Raw genomic sequence first — 15,789 nt, 5'->3', positions numbered from 1 at the left:
CAGTCAAGCTGCTGCTCAGGCAGTAAGGTGCCTGGTAGTTGACCTGCCAGGCACGTATAGCTGCAGCCGGGCGTACGGCTAGACGTGCCTGTTCAACGCCCGATTACAGGCACCTCGCATAGCGAGAAGATCTTGGAGCTCCAAGGTTTTCTCGCTTTTTTGTTGTCGCAAGCCTGGGGCGTGCTGTTGGGGCGCGGAACCCGGGACGCGCGGCGTGTCAGCGCGCAAACGCGCAGCTACAGCGACATTGGCCAATCTTGACTAGCTACGCAGACGACAAGCGAGCCGTCGGGAGTCTGCGCCTCGGTGAACGCGTCGTTGAGAGGCTGCGCGCCAACTGCTTCTGCAAGTGTTTTCACGGCGACGCTTGGACGGTTATTCTCGTGAGAGAGGTGCATGCCAACCACGCAACGCGTATTTGGGCCTACGAGCTGCGACAACGCCTGCGCAGTGTACTCGTTTGACAGGTGACCGGAGTCTCCGTGGACTCGCTGTTTGAGCACGTACGGATAAGGACCTGTGAGCAGCATATGCTCATTATGGTTGGACTCGATAGCAAGAATGCGCACGTCAGAGAGGCACTCGAGAGCCTTGGGCGTCAAAATACCCGTGTCGGTGCAATAGCCCACGGAGTCCACGATGCGTCTATCAGGACCAGCGAGATAATCAAAGCGCATGCCCATAGGCTCGCAAACATCGTGCGAGGTGGGGAAGGTGCTTACCTCAATGTCTGGAGCGGCATCAATATGGACAGAACCTGCCTGGTCAACAAGGGTAAAGGTGACGTTGGAACAGGGCTTTCTTGAAAGTACGGCAGCAGTTCCTGTTGTAGCGAATACGGGAACATCAAAAGTTTTACTGACTACCGAAAGACCCGAGACGTGGTCGGTGTGCTCGTGCGTAATAAAGATAGCTACGAGCTCGGACAGGTTAACGTTCAGTTCTTTAGACCGACGCAGAATTTCTTTTCTAGAGATTCCGCAATCAATCATAATGAGACCATCAGGCGTTTCTAGCAGGCTGCAGTTGCCCTTTGATCCGCTCGCAAGAATATGTAGGCGAAACGTGGGATTCATGAATTTCTTTCTACTGAGTAACTTTCGGGTATAACTGTAACAAACACACCGGACAGAAATTGGTGCTAAGTGCCATCCGTACACGCATACTTCAACAAAAAGAACACTCTCGTCGCAAAAGACCAGGCAGAAGGCTCGCGCCGAGGCCAGGCAGAGAACTCGCGACGTGGTCAGGCAGCTGCACCCGTTATCCTTATGGTCTCGGGCGGAGCCGACTCGATGGCGCTACTTCACATGACGGCAACGGAACCGATTGACCTTGGCGATGGCGCAGGTCTCGCGCGCGTTGCACAAGAGCGCCTGCATGTACTGCACGTAAATCATTTGCTTCGCGGCGAAGACGCAGACGCTGACCAGCACTTTGTTCAAGCAACTTGCGACTCGCTGGGCATTCCCTGTACCGTGCTTCGCGTGGACGTAGCAAAGCTTGCGCAGGAACGTGACGGCAACGTGGAAGAAATTGGTCGTCTGGTGCGGTATGACGCTGCGCGAGAACTCGCTCAAAAACTTTGCGCTGAACAGGGGGTTTCTCGTCAGAAGGCAAAGATTTTGACAGCACATACGGCTGACGATCGCGCGGAGACGTTCATGATGAACGTGATGCACGGGTCCGGCATGAGCGGCCTGGCGTCGATTCCTAGGCATCGCGGGTTGATTTATCGTCCGCTGCTCGACTACACGCATGACCAGCTCAAAGACTGGCTGAAGGCTCGCGGCCTGGACTGGCACGAGGATGCTACCAACACCGACACCCACTATCTACGTGCGTATATGCGCCACAACGTGCTTCCGCTTCTTAAGGCGAGAAACCCGATGTTGGTGCAAACGGTGTGCAAAATTGCAGATTTGATGACTGACGAAGACGATTATCTTGAGGCGAAGGCCGCTCGCAAGCTGAGGCAGATTACGCTGCGCAAGAGCGAGTCTTCGCTGGTACTTGACGCGTTGAAGCTGAGTTCTACTGACGTGGTGATTGCCCGTCGCGTGGTAAGGATTGTGGCTCGGCAACTAATCCCTGAGGCTTGGCTAGAGTTCAGACACGTAGATGTCGTGCTTGAAGCGGTTGCTGCGGGAGTTGGTGTGGCCAACCTGCCGCAGAACCTTGAGGCGCGTGTTCGTCTGGGCACCGTGACGTTCTCGTTCACGGGCGCCGCGAGGAGCGCGGGCGCTGCGAGCGCCGCGAGGGGCGCGGACACGGGCGCGGCAGCTGCGGTCGCGGCCAACGGCGAACCCGCAGCTGCGTCGCCTGCTGCAGCAACGTTTGGCGAGCACCTTGCGGTCCCGGGAACACTGGAGCTGGCAGACGGCCGAGTGCTTTCGGCGCGCATTCTCCCTGTGGAGCACGGCTTTGACGTCGTGTCCTATGCAACTGCGCATAGCCAGGAATGGTTGGGCGAGTCGGTTCTTCTCGACGCACGCGCCTGTGGGGTAGATCCGGTTCACGGCGGCAGCCTGTGGGTCTCGGGACCCGAGGCAGGGGATACTATGCAACCCCTGGGCATGCATGGGCAGTCAAAAAAGATCTCTGACCTGCTGGGCGAGGCAGGCGTTCCCGTTGAATCCAGGAGTATGATGCCTATTGTGCGCACAAATATTCGTGGACATGTAGTGTGGGTTTCGGGAATTCGTCCCGATGAACGAGTAAAATGTACGCAAGATACAAAACAGTTGCTAGAATTGAACATCTATTCTGGTCATAAGCCATTTGAGAGGAGCCAGTAATGGCGGAGCTTCACCCTGATATTGAAGAGATTCTACTTGACGAACAGGACATCAAGGACATCGTCAAGAAGGTGGGTGCGGAGATTACGCGTGACTACGCGGACAAGAACCCCCTGGTCATTGCTGTTCTTCGCGGAGCTGTTGTCTTTATGGCCGACATCATGCGTGCCATTGAGTGCCCGCTCTCCATCGACTTTATGGCTGTTTCCAGCTACGGCGACGGTGTTAAGAGCTCCGGCGTCGTGCGCATTGTAAAAGACCTTGATACCAAGATTGAGGGCCGCCACGTCATCATCGTTGAGGACGTCCTGGACTCCGGCCTGACCCTCTCTTACCTGGTCCGCATGCTCCAGTCTCGTAACCCCGCTTCCATTGAGATTGCTGCCTTCCTGGTCAAGGACATTGAAGGCAAGCGTCCAGCTATTGATCCTCGTTACGTGGGCACTCACGTACCCGACAAGTTTGTTGTTGGTTACGGCTTGGACTATGCAGAGCGCTACCGTAACCTGCCATTTGTTGGCGTTCTGAAGCCTTGCGTGTACGAATAGGCTGAAGTTACGCGGTCAAGCTCGCAGTGAAGTTACGCGGTCAAGCCACGCGGTTGAACTTGCGGCCACGCGGTCTGCTCTGTGGAATTTGCCGCAAGACCGTGCAATAGATACAAATTTGTTAAAACTTTTAAAGTTGGGCGAGAAGATTGATCTTCTCGCCCAATATGCTATCTATCAAAGGTTGTGTGAGGCCATATGTACCACAGCGTCATCCATGCCTCCAACCAACGTTTTACCAGGTAGATACTGTAGGCTTCGAGAGAATTGAGAAACCATGGTCAATCAGACAAGTCTTGCATATGGATCAGAAAAGTCTGCAATCCGTGAGATTGCAGGTTATGCGATGCAGCGTCGTGCTGAGATTGGCGCTCAGAAAGTGTTTGATTTCTCGATTGGCAACCCTTCCGTGCCTGCTCCTGAGTCTGTTCGTACCTCTATCGAGGCCGCCATGCAGCTGCCTCCACAGCAGGTCCACAGCTACACACCTGCAATCGGCATTCCCCAGGCCAGGGAGGCAATTGCTGCGTCGCTCCGACGTCGCTTTGGAGATCACGCAGCTCAGGCAGGCGATCTCATCTTGACTTGCGGAGCTGCAGCTTCCGTTTCTATGGCGCTCAATTCCATTGTTTCTCCAGGTGAAGAGGTTATTGTTATTGCTCCATACTTCCCAGAGTACCGCGTGTGGATTGACCACGCTCAGGCTACCTGCGTTGAGGTTTTGGCTGACGAGAAAACCTTCCAGATTGATGTTGACGCCGTTTGTGCAGCTCTTACGCCTAAGACTCGTGCGGTGATTATCAACTCTCCAAACAATCCTGTTGGTGCTGTGTATACCAGGGATAACCTTGATGCATTTGCCAATATGCTCCGCAAACGCTCCACTGAGCTGGGAACTGACATTTACGTCATCTCCGATGAGCCTTATCGCGAGATTGTTTTTGGCAACATTGAGGTCCCTTGGGTTCCTGACGTCTACGAGCGCACCATTGTGTGCTATTCCTACTCCAAGTCCCTCTCACTTCCTGGCGAGCGTATTGGTTGGGTGCTGGTTCCTGCTTCTAATCCGGAGCAGAAGGAGATTTACGCAGCTTGCGCGGGTGCCGCTCGACTGCTGGGTTTTGTGTGCGCGCCAGCGCTTTTCCAGCGCGTCATTATCGACTGTGTTGATGAGCCAGCTGATGTTGAGGCCTATGCAAAGAATCGAGAAGTTCTGACCGATGGCCTCACCAAGCTTGGTTACGAGTACATCCAGCCTGATGGTGCATTCTACCTGTGGGTTCGTGCCCCTGGTGGAGATGCTCAAGCATTCTGCGATGTGGCCAAGCAGTTTGAGCTGCTGCCTGTTCCATCCGACTCGTTCGGCTGCCCAGGTTGGCTGCGCGTGAGCTACTGCGTTGCGTACCAGACCTGCGTGGACTCGCTTGCTGCCTGGGAAAAGACTCTTGCTGCAATGAAATAAGCGCTGCAACAGGCGAGAAGATCACCTGAAGAGAGCCAGCCGTCAATGGCGAGAAAATCAATCGACCGCAAACGACAAAGTGAACTGCCTCCCATTTCTTGGACATAAGAAATAGGAGGCAGTTTATATGCGGGTGATTATGATTCTGTAGCGTGTTAGCGCCGGCTTTTAGGCCTGGCGCACAAAATAGTTCAGCTTTCTTGTGTTCTGCTAAAGAATTGACATGTTTCTAATTAAGATAGCCAGGCAGCTAGGCGGTCGCACTACCCGATATACATCTTTATGCATAAACTTCATCTAATATGCTTGAAAATGAATAGCGTCATATAAAATATTTAACTATAGGTAAATTCCGCACCTAAGGAACACACCTAAGTCGGATAATCTGCTCAGATGAGGGCATTTTACACATCTAATGACGATATTCTGCACGTTTGAGGTATTTTCAGCGTAATGTATACGTCTTTTTAACAGATTATCCGACTTAGGTGTGTTTTGAACTGCCTCCTATTTTCTCGTGTCCAAGAAATGGGAGGCAGTTCAAAGCCGCGCGGAAACGTGGCTTTGTTTCTTTATGCAATGTTGTTGTGAGCTGCGGCCGTTCGAACAGCGCGACGCCTTAGTTGCGGTGCTCGTGTCTGACTTAGTATCCCTGCTTAGAGGCTGGAATCTTAGCGTCAGCGATGGTGCCCAAAAACGTTTGGGCATCGCGACAAGCCATAAGCTCCTCAGGAAAATCAACCTCTTCAAGCAGCTTAATAACGGAGTGTGCATCAGCAATGCGGGTTGCAATGTGAGCATCTGAACCAAAAGAAATCTTACATCCCAGTTCAGCGCAGGTTTCTGCGATCACGCGACAACGCTCAATGGCAACCTCACGCTGACCTTCGTCGTGTGTAGCCTCGTTCATCTCGATGAGCTTGCCGCGATCGCGACACTCTCTGACCAGTGCCGGAACATCAAAATTTAAACCACTGCGGCCAAGGTGACCAAGAATCAAAACATGTGGATTATCTAGGGCATTTACATACATCTGGGTAATTTGCTTCTGTGAGGTGCCGGCCGCCCACTGCTTGCTGTGGATGCTAGCAACCGCATAATCGCAGGTACCCAGGATGTGCTCGCCAAGAATATGGGGTTGACGGAGTTTATCGCCATTAATGCCCTGGTCAAACGTAATATCGTAGGCAAACAGATTGCCCTCAAGGTCAACAATGTCCACTTCAGCGCCATGCAGCAGCCTGACGCCGTACCAGGTTTCTGGCCAAATGGCGGTGTTCATATAGAACTGGAAGTTCTTAATGGTCTGCTGGTCATACAGCATGGACGAGAAGTGGTCGGTGATTCCAAGCAGCTCATAGCCACGCTCAGAAGCTGCACGAACGTTCTCCTCAACGGTTGAATAGGCGTGCCTCGAGTACAGACTGTGAGTATGAACGTCGCAAGTAATGCGCATGACGTGCTCCTTTGAATCTCAATCGACAACTCTAGTTAATCATGGCCGCCATCATGAGGCAACCCTGGCGAGAAGACCGGTCTTCTCGCCATCCGCGCGATCTACAGCTCAATGCTCAGCTCAACGGGACAGTGGTCGCTGCCGTAGACCTCGCTCAAGATGGATGCGCTTTTGACCTGCTCAGCAATGCGATCGGAGACCAGGAAGTAGTCGATGCGCCAGCCGGCGTTGTTCTTGCGAGCGTTGAAGCGGTAGCTCCACCAGCTGTAAGCGCCGGTCATGTCGGGGTGGCGATACCTAAATGTATCGGTAAAGCCTGCGTCCAACAGCTTGGTAAAGCTCTCACGCTCCTCGTCCGAAAAGCCTGCGTTTTGTCTGTTAGACGAAGGATTCTTCAGGTCAATCTCGTTGTGTGCAACGTTAAAATCGCCGCAGGTAATTACTGGTTTTTGCTCAGATAGCTCAGCCAAGAACTCGCGATAGTGCTGATCCCACTCAAGACGCTCGTCCAAGCGCGCAAGCTGGTCTTTTGAGTTTGGCGTGTACACGCACACAAACCAGAACTTTTCAAACTCCAGCGCACACACGCGACCTTCGTCGTCAGCAACAGGGCATCCGATCTGACGAATCACCTGTAAAGGGGTTTCTCGCGAGAAAACCGCTGTGCCCGAATAGCCCTTTCTGTCTGCGTAGTTCCAGGTTTGAACGTAGCCGGGAAGATCAAGCTCAACCTGGCCTTCTTGCAGCTTAGTCTCTTGAAGGGCAAATACATCAGCGTTTATGGTTTCAAAAATTTCCGTGAACGAAGGCTCTTTCTTGAGCACGGCGCGCAGACCATTAACGTTCCAGGAAATTAGCTTGTACTCTTGAGTTTGGCTCATAACTCCTCTTTCATACTGTGACCTGGCAGTTTGGGTCGCAGTGGATTCGTATCACAGTAGCCGCGAGTGACGCGCGTTCCACGCTCCAGTTACGGCGCCAAGCGGTGCGTTTGCGGCAATAAACTTTCAATAAATCCATGGTATACGACTAGTGGCCGTCAATACCGCTACAATAGAAACATTCATAGCTGGCAAGGAGGATTCATGCTTCGTCAAAGCTACAACACCTGGCAATGTGGAACTCACACTATCTCGTTGGCGCGTCCTAGAATCATGGGTGTTCTCAACGTCACTCCAGATTCGTTCTCTGATGGTGGAAAGAACTTTGATCCAGAGGCTGCAATTGCGCGCGGTCTACAGATGCTGGATGAAGGCGCTGATATCATTGACGTTGGGGGAGAGTCTACTCGACCAGGTCATACGCCTGTTCTGCCTACAGAAGAGGCTGAGCGCGTAGTGCCTGTGGTGCGTGCACTGGTAGCTGCTGGCGCAATTGTTTCCATTGACACACGTCACGCCGAGGTAGCAAAGATGTGCGTCCGCCTTGGAGCATCAATCATCAATGACGTTTCCGGCTTCACCGATCCAGAAATGGTTGCCGTAGCTGCGGAGTCTGACTGCGGCTGCATTGTAATGCACTGGAATAAGGACGGCCTTGGAGCTCGTGTTGAGCGCAAACAGGTACAGCTGGATGACATGCGCCCCTCTCGCCCTACAGGCAGTGCAGCTGCCAGAGCTGCGGCTACAGGAGCCGAGACACGCACGCTGAGCTCGCAGCGTCGTTTTACCCTGCCAGAAGAGGCGCCTATTATGCGCCAGATTATGGGCTTTTTGGGTGACCAAGCTCGCGGTTTGATGCGCGCTGGCGTTTCCAAGGATCGCATCTGCATTGACCCAGGTCCGGGTTTTGACAAGTTTGCCGACGAGGATGTTGTTATTCAGCGTGCTACTCGCTCGATGGTTTCTATGGGATATCCACTGCTCTGTGCCGTGTCCAGAAAGCGTTTTGTCGGCGCTGTTTCTGGCGTAACTGAGGCTACCCAGCGCGACGCAGCTACGCATGCAATTTGCATTGCCGCAATCACCAACGGCGCTCGTATCCTGCGCGTTCACGATGTTGCGGGAACCGCTCAGGCTATCAACGCCTACTGGGCTATGACCGAGCGCGACCCTCGTCAGGGATTTGTGGCGCTTGGCTCCAACGTAGGCGACCGTGTGGGTTATCTGGCCCGCGCAACGCAGCTCATCGATGAGATTCCGCTGACCTGTGTTGTTTCTCTCAGCCACGCCTACGAGACCGAGCCTGCATACGGCATTGCTACGCCCGTGGTAAACGCCGTTGCCGAGATTAGAACTGAGCTCCATCCGCTGGTACTGATGGACAAGCTGCTTGAGGTAGAGAACGCTCTAAACCGCACACGCAAGAAGGGCGAGGAGGGCCATGGCCCTCGCACTATCGACTGCGACCTTCTGTGGGTTGAGGGCGAACAACACGCAGGTAAACACCTCACTTTGCCTCATCCACGCATGGGCGAGCGCGATTACGTGCTTGTTCCTATGGAGGACCTGATGCACGATCCTGTGCGCTTCTTCTCGCACGGCGGCGTGGAGATTGCCCCTCCTGACCAGCGTGTTGGTCACGTAACTGAGGACTTGGGAGTCATTACGTGGGAGTAGCACAGGAAGCTCTGGAACTGGCACGTGGTGGCGCACAAACGGGTGAGTTTGTGTTCCGCGTCTCTGACGTGCAGGAATGTGCTGCATCTGGCCAAGACGACTGCTCCGAATCGGCTTGCGCGCCGGTATCAGCATCCATATCAGCTGGCGAGAAGCCCTTTGAGGTTGCAACGGTCGTACGTCTTGGGGTTTCGATGCCGTACGTGCCGGCAGTTCCATACGTTGTTGCACTGGGAGTCTGTCAGTTCTTACGTGCAAAAGATGAGAGCTTTGGTATCTGCTGGCCTTACGATATCTGCTATAAAGACCAGGTAGTGGCCTCAATTAAGGCTGCTGCTGGCTATCACGAGGGCATGTTTGCTGTGGTGAGTATCGCAGCAGACGTCAAGACGCTGAGCTCAGCGTTTGGCGTTGCGGGCAATACAGAACTTCTCGCTAATAAGGTCTCTGAATTGGTGGTTCAGAGCGTAAGTGCATGGGAGCAGCAGGTTAAACGCGCAAGGAGCTTTGCGGGGCCAATCGCACTGATCTTGAGCGACTACTTTGATATGGTTCCTCTGCTTGGACAGCAGGTCAATAAGGTATACCCCAGTGGTAACGTTGCACTGACCGCTCGATTTGGCGGCATTGACGTGTGGGGTCATGCCATCCTTGTTGACCAGGACGGTAAAGAAATCCTTGTAAGTGAGGAAGAAGCCTCTGTTGTGCCAGCGATTTAACCGCTGCTCTAGCTGTCAATCTAACTGCTGCACTGCAGCTGCGGAGCCAGCTACTCTGCAGCCTGAGTGGACTGCTTCCAGATCAGATAAATGCCACGCATAGTAAGCTGCGGATCAACCACGTCAAAGACATCTGTTGCTTCGCTGACGGTATTTGCCAGGCCACCCGTTGCAATAACGGTTGCGCCTTCAATACCAGGCTCTTTGAGTGTTCTGGCAACCAGACCCTCTGCCTGAGCAGCTGCGCCTACTACAATACCTGCCTGAACAGCGCTTTCTGTAGTGTTGCCCAAGACGGTCTCGGGAGCCTTGATAGGAATGCTAGAGAGCTTAGCTGCGCGCGCAAACAGAGCGTTTGCAGAGATCATAATACCTGGTGAAATAGCGCCTCCGCGGAATACGCCGTCCTTATCAACAACGTCCAAATTGGTTGCGGTGCCAAAATCAACCACAATAACTGGATAGCCATAGCGCTCAGTTGCGGCAACGGAATTTGCTACGCGGTCGGCACCCACAAGCTCGGGGTGGGGGATATTGAAGCGAATCTTATCTGTGGAAAGCGCGTTAATGCGGGTTAGCGGCTTGTTAAGCAGCAGCTCAAAGCAGCGCTGCCAAGCACGTGTGATAACAGGAACCACGCACGAAAGTCCACCCGCCTCAACGTCGTCTAGACTCAGTCCATCTTTCTGGAAGAACGTGAAGAGACGACCGTGCAAAATATCGGAGGTGTCGCTTTGATCAGTAGGCATTCTCCAGCCGCGCACCATAGTGCCTTCGCTGTCAAATAAACCAATGGCAGTTTGCGTGTTACCCACATCAATCGATAAAAACATTATGCCTCCGAAGAGCTCCAGACTGGCTTTGTATGTTGCATTGGATTTTAGCGCATCAAGGGCTTCTCAAAAGTTGTCGCGCACAAGAATTGTCTGAACAAAATGTGAATTTCTCGCCAAGTACTTCTAGCAACAAAAGTGTTGTTCTGCTATACTTTTTCAACTTATTGTCTTGATTGAGCACGTGCTCATAAAGACACCCCTGCTCTGGTCGGAAACCAGGGCCGATGTAAGGAGTCCTGCATGAAGCAAGGTATTCATCCAGAGTACGTAGAGTGCACCGTTCGCTGCACCTGCGGAAACACCTGGACCACACACGCAACTGTTCCAGAGATGCGTCTTGACCTCTGCGACAAGTGTCACCCATTCTATACGGGTCAGCAGAAGCTTGTCGACACTGGTGGACGTGTCCAGCGCTTCGCCGATAAGTTCGGTGGCGCAGCAAACGCTGCTCTCGAGGCTGCTAAGGCTGCCAAGGAGGCAAAGGCTGCTAAGGCTGCTGAGCAGGAGGCTGCTCGTAAGGCTGCTGCTGAGGCTAAGGCTGCTGAGAAGGCAAAGCGTGCTGCTGAGTTCGCAAAGAACGCACCAGCTGCAGAGGCTGAGGCTGAGGCCGAGGCACCTGCAACCGAAGAGGCTGCAGAGTAGCAGGTATTTGCTCGCGCAAAGACCGCAAAGTACAGAATCGGGGTGGCTTCGGCTGCCCCGTTTTTGTTTGGCGAGAAACCCTCTCAACTCAGAGGGTATACTTGAAAGTGAAAAATCTGCCGTCGGAGGACGAATGGAATCACTGTATACAAAGTATCGCCCGCAAACGTTTGAGCAGGTAGTTGGCCAGAAGCATGTGGTTGGCACCCTTGAGCGAGCGGTCTTGGAGCAAAAGCTTAGCCACGCATATCTGTTCTGCGGACCTCGCGGCACAGGTAAGACCACTATGGCTCGTTTGCTGGCAAAGGCCATCCTCTGTCACGAGGCTCCTGGTCACCTGCCCGACGGCACTTGTGAGGACTGTAAGCTGATTGCTGCCGGTCAACATCCAGATGTCTTTGAGATTGACGCTGCCTCTAACACCGGCGTTGATAACGTACGAGAAGAGATTATTTCTCGCGCTAGTTACGCCCCCGTGCGCGGCAAGGGCAAGGTTTACATCATCGACGAGGTGCACATGCTTACCTCGGCGGCATTTAATGCCCTGCTCAAGACGTTGGAGGAGCCTCCTTCGCATGTGACGTTTATCATGTGTACCACCGATCCTCAGAAAATTCTTGCAACCATTCTGTCCCGCGTGCAGCGCTTTGACTTCCGCTCCATTGCTGCTGACGAGATGGCAGAACATCTGGTCAACGTCTGCAAAAATGAGGGCTTTACCTACGAAGACGCAGCTATTGATCTTATTGTTCGTCATGCGCGCGGTGGCATGCGTGACGCCCTCTCTTCTCTTGAGCAGCTCTCCGTTTATGGTGGCGGCGTTATTTCTGAGCAGACGGTTCGAGACGTTTTGGGTCAGTCGTCCGGCTCTCTTATTAACAATGCTGCGATGGCTCTGGCTCAGCGCGACATTTCCTCGCTCTTTACCACGGTAAACACGCTGTTTGAAGGCGGTAAAGATCTGCTGCAGTTCACGCGCGAGCTTGCCGTTCACGTAAGAGATCTCTACATTGCCGCAGCTGTAGGCGTTGATTCTCCAGCGCTGGCAAATTCCACCGCATCAACCGAGCAGCTTACCAAAGAGGCTCAGGCCTTTGGGTCGGTTGACCGGCTTTCCAGAGTTCTGACTGTTCTGGGTGACGCAGCAAATCAGATGCGCACCGCCGTGAATCAGCGACTTGTCCTGGAGGTTGCGTTTACCAAGCTGGCACGACCTAATACGGAGCTTTCATTGGAAGCGCTGGCAGATAGGGTAGCAGTTCTTGAGCAGCAGCTTGCAAACGGTGTTGTTGCAGCTCCAGCTGGCGAGAAACCCGCAGCTCCCGCACATGTCTCGGCTCCGGCGCCGCAGCCAGCTCCTGTTGCCGCGCCGGCTCCCGTCCCTGCACCCGCACCAGCGGCGGCTTCCGCTCCAGTTGCAACCCCAGCGCCAGCTCCAGCTCCGGCTCCTGCACCTGCACCAGTCGCTGTGCCTGCATCTGTGCCAGTTCCAACACCGCAGCCTGCACCAGCACCCGCGGCCGCACCAGCTCCGCAACCAGCGCCTGCGCCACAACCTGCACCTGCTCCAAAGGTAGTTGACCAGGCAGACGCACTTCTCGTCAGGCAGTGGAAAGAATTCGGCAAGGTTTGTGCGTCTAAGAACGCCGCTCATGCAGCACTGCTGGTCAGCTCAACGCTTGAGTCCGATGATGGCTCTGAGCTGGTAGTTACGCTGCCCAAGGGCTCCTCGTTTGCAATGAGGATGCTCAGTGCGCCAGCAGTTTCCGAGTTTGTAAAAGATTGCGTTGCCCAGGTCATGGGTCCGCGCCGCATCAAATATGTTGAGTCGAGCCTCGCTGCAACGGCAATCTCGCGAGAAAAACGCGCAGCTCAGATGCCGGCTCCAGCTCCAGCACCGGTTGCAGCTCCCGTTGCACCTGCGGCTCCAGCTCCGGCTCCTGCCCCAGTTGCTCCCGCGGCTCCAGCCCCAGCTCCGGCTCCGGCTCCCGTTGCACCTGCGGCTCCCACTCCTTCTACTGAGTCGTCGTATCCAATGCCTTGGGATGAACCTGCGTCTGGCGGAGCTCCCGTTGAGGCTCTTGACTACGATCAGGTTCCTTACAGTGATGACGATGTAGCTGCGGTTTTGGACGATTCCGCTGAAGATGTCGCTCCAGCTCCAGTCGCGCCTACGCCCGCACCCGCGGCTCCAGTTGCACCTACGCCTACACCTGTTGCAGCACCCGCGCCGCAACCTGCGCCAGCACCTGAGCCCGAGCCAATTCCAGCACCGGCTCCAGCTCCAGCACCAGCTTCGCCAGAGGACATTGCTGCTCGCTCAGCACTTCCACCAGAGCTTAACAGCGTGGCGGATATGCTTGAGAAGGTGTTTGGACCAGCGGTTTCTTTGTCGGTAGAGAAGAAGTCGGACGCAGGTGCTCTTTCGGACGCAGGTATCCCTTCGGATGCCGAAACTCCCGTAGACCCTGCAAATAACTAGAACTTCTCGCGATATTCTCGCGATATGACGCTTTGGTGCATGGCTTCTCATGCGCCAGCGCAAAAAGCGCAACTTGTCTAAAATAGATATGACGATAGGAGAACATATGGCACGTGGTGGATTTAACATGGGCGGCATGAACCGCAATCAGATGATGGCTCAGGCTCGTAAAATGCAGGAGCAGCTGCTGGAAGCTCAGCAGAAGGCTTCTCTTATGCAGGCAACTGCAAGCGCTGGTGGCGGTGCTGTTAAGGTAACCGCATCCGGCGACCTGCGCCTGACTAATATCACCATTGATCCTGAGGCAATTGATCCTGAGGATATCGAGATGCTCCAGGACATGATTCTGGCAGCCGTAAACGATGCTCTTGAGTCTGCTGAGTCTCAGGCATCTGCCCAGATGAGCGCAGTAACTGGCGGACTGAATATCCCAGGACTGTTCTAATCCATGGCGTTTGATACCACAAATGATGGTCGTGCGTTGCAGCGTTTGCTTGACGAGTTAGGTCGACTACCAGGCATTGGTCCAAAGTCTGCTCAGCGCATAGCCTACCATCTTCTAGAGGTTGATTCCGAGGAGGCTCGCCGTTTGGCGCAGGCTATCTTGGAGCTTAAGCAGCAGGTGCATTTTTGCCCTACCTGTTTCAACTACGCAACGCGCGACGAATGCGATATTTGCCTGGATTCTTCCAGGGACCGCAGTAAAATCTGCGTGGTCTCCGAGCCTAAGGATGTCTCGGCAATCGAGCGTACCGGTGCGTTTCATGGCCTCTACCATGTTCTGGGCGGCGTTATCTCGCCTATGGACAAGATTGGCCCCGAGCAGCTCCACGTGCGCGAGCTGCTGTCCCGCCTGGCCGACGGCACCGTTACCGAGGTAGTTCTGGCAACTAATCCGGACGTTGAGGGAGAAACAACCGCAACGTACCTTTCCAGAACCATTAACCCGCTTGGAATGACGGTTACCCGATTGGCAAGCGGACTTCCCGTAGGCGGAGACCTTGAGTACGCAGATGAGGTAACATTGGGACGTGCAATTGAGGCACGTCGGGAGGTTTAAGCATGGCAAACCACATGAGAACAAGTTCATCTGGCGAGAAGACCCCTGAGGCTTCATCGGTTGACATGAAGAATATTTCAACGCTTCGTGCTGGTCAGGGCGCACAAATTCCTCAGAGCCCACGACAGGCCGACAACACGCCAGAACCTCCAAATAGAAAATCGGTCATCATTTTGGTGGTCGCAGCTATTGTCGCGCTCACTGCTCTGTTCTTTATTGTTCGTTGCGCTACAAGCACTAAGAGTGAATCTGCGAGCCAGCAGCCAAAGCAGACCCAGTCCGCCTACGCTGACGAGAAACAGCAGGATGAGCAGGCAGTTGACGGCTCAGTTACCTTCCACGGCATGAAGTACTCCCTGGAGAAGCAAAGCGACGGCAAAACTGCTGTTGTTCGTACGAGTGACTCGGGAACTAAGAGTGTTCTATTTGAGGTTGAGGGAACTCCTACCAGCCTGATTCTTTTTAACGACACCATTTTGGTTCCAGAGAATCGCGATTCTGGCTGGGATGTTGTGGCGTGTGCCCTGGTAGACGGCTCGCTTCCAACCCTTATTGCCGATAAGGACGGCAAGGCTGTTGGCGGCAACGGAACCATCACTGCAGCTACGCTTGATGGAACCACGCTTAAGGTAACTGATTCCACGGGAAACACCACTAGCGTTGCCCTTCAGTAGAATTTGTCGTAAGGAAGTTGTGGATTTCTGGTGAGTGTTCACTTGTCTGACCTGCGGTTATTCTCGCCAAGCGGTTTTTTACAACAAAATTTTCAAATTCGTTGGAAATAACGCTAGACAAGAATAAAAGTTCCCTGTATTATTTCAATTCGCAACAAGGCGTCCGGGGTATTAGCTCAGCTGGTTAGAGCGCCGGCCTGTCACGTCGGAGGTCGCGGGTTCGAGCCCCGCATATCCCGCCATTGCATGTTCAAGCCCTCTTCGGAGGGCTTTTTCATTAGTAAAAAAGTCCAGTATAAAAGATTTAAATTACATCTTTAATTTGTTGAAACCAAGTCAGAAAATAAAGCATTGTGTGCTATCTTTACATCAGAATGTATCTAAGTGCTTCTGCTGAAGAAACATTTAAATGCAGAGGTAAAGTGAGGTGGATTGTGCGGAATCAGAATACTTTGGATGCGCTGTCGCAATGCGATAGTGCAAATTCCATATCCGCAGAATCTGGAACAAGCAGTGCAATAGCAACATCAACGGGCTTCTCGTCAAAAGAAGGC

General features: G+C 53.7%; 14 protein-coding genes and 1 tRNA gene. 11 read left to right on the top strand and 4 right to left on the bottom strand.

What is annotated here, in order from left to right:
* Nucleotides 1-236 precede the first annotated feature (236 nt).
* On the bottom strand, nucleotides 237-1,076 hold the full coding sequence (locus RWJ96_RS06340; RefSeq protein ID WP_314019534.1) for an MBL fold metallo-hydrolase: 840 nt from the start codon (nucleotides 1,074-1,076) through the stop codon (nucleotides 237-239).
* Nucleotides 1,077-1,145: 69 nt separating this feature from the next.
* Between RWJ96_RS06340 and tilS the strand changes: the two genes are divergently transcribed.
* From tilS to RWJ96_RS06325, 3 genes are all read left to right on the top strand, one after another.
* Nucleotides 1,146-2,798 (top strand): tRNA lysidine(34) synthetase TilS, encoded by a 1,653-nt coding sequence (tilS, locus tag RWJ96_RS06335; RefSeq protein ID WP_314019533.1) that lies wholly within the window; start codon nucleotides 1,146-1,148, stop codon nucleotides 2,796-2,798.
* Nucleotides 2,798-3,346, top strand: a complete 549-nt coding sequence (gene hpt, locus RWJ96_RS06330) for a hypoxanthine phosphoribosyltransferase (RefSeq protein ID WP_035428577.1) — start codon at nucleotides 2,798-2,800, stop codon at nucleotides 3,344-3,346. Before tilS ends, hpt begins: the two co-directional genes overlap by 1 nt.
* Before the next feature lie 277 nt (nucleotides 3,347-3,623).
* A complete protein-coding gene (locus tag RWJ96_RS06325; protein WP_314019530.1) occupies nucleotides 3,624-4,808 on the top strand; it encodes a pyridoxal phosphate-dependent aminotransferase in 1,185 nt (394 codons plus the stop codon).
* Between the two features lie 643 nt (nucleotides 4,809-5,451).
* Here the strand turns inward: RWJ96_RS06325 and RWJ96_RS06320 are convergent.
* Together RWJ96_RS06320 and RWJ96_RS06315 are read right to left on the bottom strand one after the other, a co-directional pair.
* Nucleotides 5,452-6,264, bottom strand: a complete 813-nt coding sequence (locus tag RWJ96_RS06320; RefSeq protein WP_314019528.1) for a PHP domain-containing protein — start codon at nucleotides 6,262-6,264, stop codon at nucleotides 5,452-5,454.
* Nucleotides 6,265-6,365: 101 nt separating this feature from the next.
* On the bottom strand, nucleotides 6,366-7,145 hold the full coding sequence (locus RWJ96_RS06315) for an exodeoxyribonuclease III (protein ID WP_314019526.1): 780 nt from the start codon (nucleotides 7,143-7,145) through the stop codon (nucleotides 6,366-6,368).
* Nucleotides 7,146-7,349: 204 nt separating this feature from the next.
* On the opposite strand from RWJ96_RS06315, the gene folP reads away from it, so the two are divergent.
* Complete coding sequence (folP, locus tag RWJ96_RS06310) at nucleotides 7,350-8,822, top strand: dihydropteroate synthase (RefSeq protein ID WP_314019524.1); 1,473 nt, start codon at nucleotides 7,350-7,352, stop codon at nucleotides 8,820-8,822.
* Entirely contained in the window at nucleotides 8,813-9,541 is a 729-nt protein-coding gene (locus RWJ96_RS06305; protein ID WP_314019523.1) for a hypothetical protein, read from the top strand. Before folP ends, RWJ96_RS06305 begins: the two co-directional genes overlap by 10 nt.
* Before the next feature lie 50 nt (nucleotides 9,542-9,591).
* Here RWJ96_RS06305 and RWJ96_RS06300 read toward each other — a convergent pair whose 3' ends face one another.
* Nucleotides 9,592-10,374, bottom strand: a complete 783-nt coding sequence (locus RWJ96_RS06300) for a type III pantothenate kinase (protein ID WP_313994941.1) — start codon at nucleotides 10,372-10,374, stop codon at nucleotides 9,592-9,594.
* Between the two features lie 243 nt (nucleotides 10,375-10,617).
* On the opposite strand from RWJ96_RS06300, the gene rpmE reads away from it, so the two are divergent.
* The 6 genes from rpmE to RWJ96_RS06270 all read left to right on the top strand — a co-directional run bounded on the left by rpmE (nucleotide 10,618) and on the right by RWJ96_RS06270 (nucleotide 15,477).
* On the top strand, nucleotides 10,618-11,019 hold the full coding sequence (gene rpmE / locus RWJ96_RS06295) for a 50S ribosomal protein L31 (RefSeq protein WP_314019521.1): 402 nt from the start codon (nucleotides 10,618-10,620) through the stop codon (nucleotides 11,017-11,019).
* Between the two features lie 133 nt (nucleotides 11,020-11,152).
* Nucleotides 11,153-13,501: a DNA polymerase III subunit gamma/tau gene (dnaX, locus tag RWJ96_RS06290; RefSeq protein ID WP_314019519.1), complete on the top strand. Its 2,349-nt coding sequence runs from the start codon at nucleotides 11,153-11,155 to the stop codon at nucleotides 13,499-13,501.
* A 106-nt stretch (nucleotides 13,502-13,607) separates the two neighbouring features.
* The gene (locus RWJ96_RS06285) at nucleotides 13,608-13,946 is read left to right on the top strand and encodes a YbaB/EbfC family nucleoid-associated protein (protein ID WP_012808212.1); all 339 of its coding nucleotides are present in this window, start codon (nucleotides 13,608-13,610) and stop codon (nucleotides 13,944-13,946) included.
* A 3-nt stretch (nucleotides 13,947-13,949) separates the two neighbouring features.
* Nucleotides 13,950-14,561 carry a recombination mediator RecR gene (recR, locus tag RWJ96_RS06280; RefSeq protein ID WP_035433043.1) on the top strand — a complete coding sequence of 204 codons (612 nt, stop codon included), beginning with the start codon at nucleotides 13,950-13,952 and terminating at the stop codon, nucleotides 14,559-14,561.
* A gap of 2 nt (nucleotides 14,562-14,563) precedes the next feature.
* Entirely contained in the window at nucleotides 14,564-15,235 is a 672-nt protein-coding gene (locus RWJ96_RS06275; RefSeq protein WP_035437415.1) for a hypothetical protein, read from the top strand.
* Between the two features lie 165 nt (nucleotides 15,236-15,400).
* Nucleotides 15,401-15,477 (top strand) — tRNA-Asp (locus tag RWJ96_RS06270).
* Nucleotides 15,478-15,789 lie beyond the last annotated feature (312 nt).

Origin of the sequence: Lancefieldella parvula (assembly GCF_963547875.1) — a bacterium.
Taxonomy (GTDB): Bacteria; Actinomycetota; Coriobacteriia; order Coriobacteriales; family Atopobiaceae; genus Lancefieldella; species Lancefieldella parvula_D.
The sequence above is the reverse complement of the archived record's forward strand: the minus strand, read 5'-3'. Positions and strand labels throughout refer to the sequence as shown.

Excerpts from the sequence above, each read along its gene's own strand:
- rpmE (WP_314019521.1), top strand. The coding sequence starts at position 10,618 with ATGAAGCAAGGTATTCATCCAGAGTACGTAGAGTGCACCGTTCGCTGC.
- dnaX (WP_314019519.1), top strand. The coding sequence starts at position 11,153 with ATGGAATCACTGTATACAAAGTATCGCCCGCAAACGTTTGAGCAGGTA.
- RWJ96_RS06315 (WP_314019526.1), bottom strand. The coding sequence starts at position 7,145 with ATGAGCCAAACTCAAGAGTACAAGCTAATTTCCTGGAACGTTAATGGT.
- RWJ96_RS06340 (WP_314019534.1), bottom strand. The coding sequence starts at position 1,076 with ATGAATCCCACGTTTCGCCTACATATTCTTGCGAGCGGATCAAAGGGC.
- RWJ96_RS06275 (WP_035437415.1), top strand. The coding sequence starts at position 14,564 with ATGGCAAACCACATGAGAACAAGTTCATCTGGCGAGAAGACCCCTGAG.
- RWJ96_RS06320 (WP_314019528.1), bottom strand. The coding sequence starts at position 6,264 with ATGCGCATTACTTGCGACGTTCATACTCACAGTCTGTACTCGAGGCAC.
- folP (WP_314019524.1), top strand. The coding sequence starts at position 7,350 with ATGCTTCGTCAAAGCTACAACACCTGGCAATGTGGAACTCACACTATC.
- RWJ96_RS06300 (WP_313994941.1), bottom strand. The coding sequence starts at position 10,374 with ATGTTTTTATCGATTGATGTGGGTAACACGCAAACTGCCATTGGTTTA.
- RWJ96_RS06325 (WP_314019530.1), top strand. The coding sequence starts at position 3,624 with ATGGTCAATCAGACAAGTCTTGCATATGGATCAGAAAAGTCTGCAATC.
- RWJ96_RS06285 (WP_012808212.1), top strand. The coding sequence starts at position 13,608 with ATGGCACGTGGTGGATTTAACATGGGCGGCATGAACCGCAATCAGATG.
- hpt (WP_035428577.1), top strand. The coding sequence starts at position 2,798 with ATGGCGGAGCTTCACCCTGATATTGAAGAGATTCTACTTGACGAACAG.
- recR (WP_035433043.1), top strand. The coding sequence starts at position 13,950 with ATGGCGTTTGATACCACAAATGATGGTCGTGCGTTGCAGCGTTTGCTT.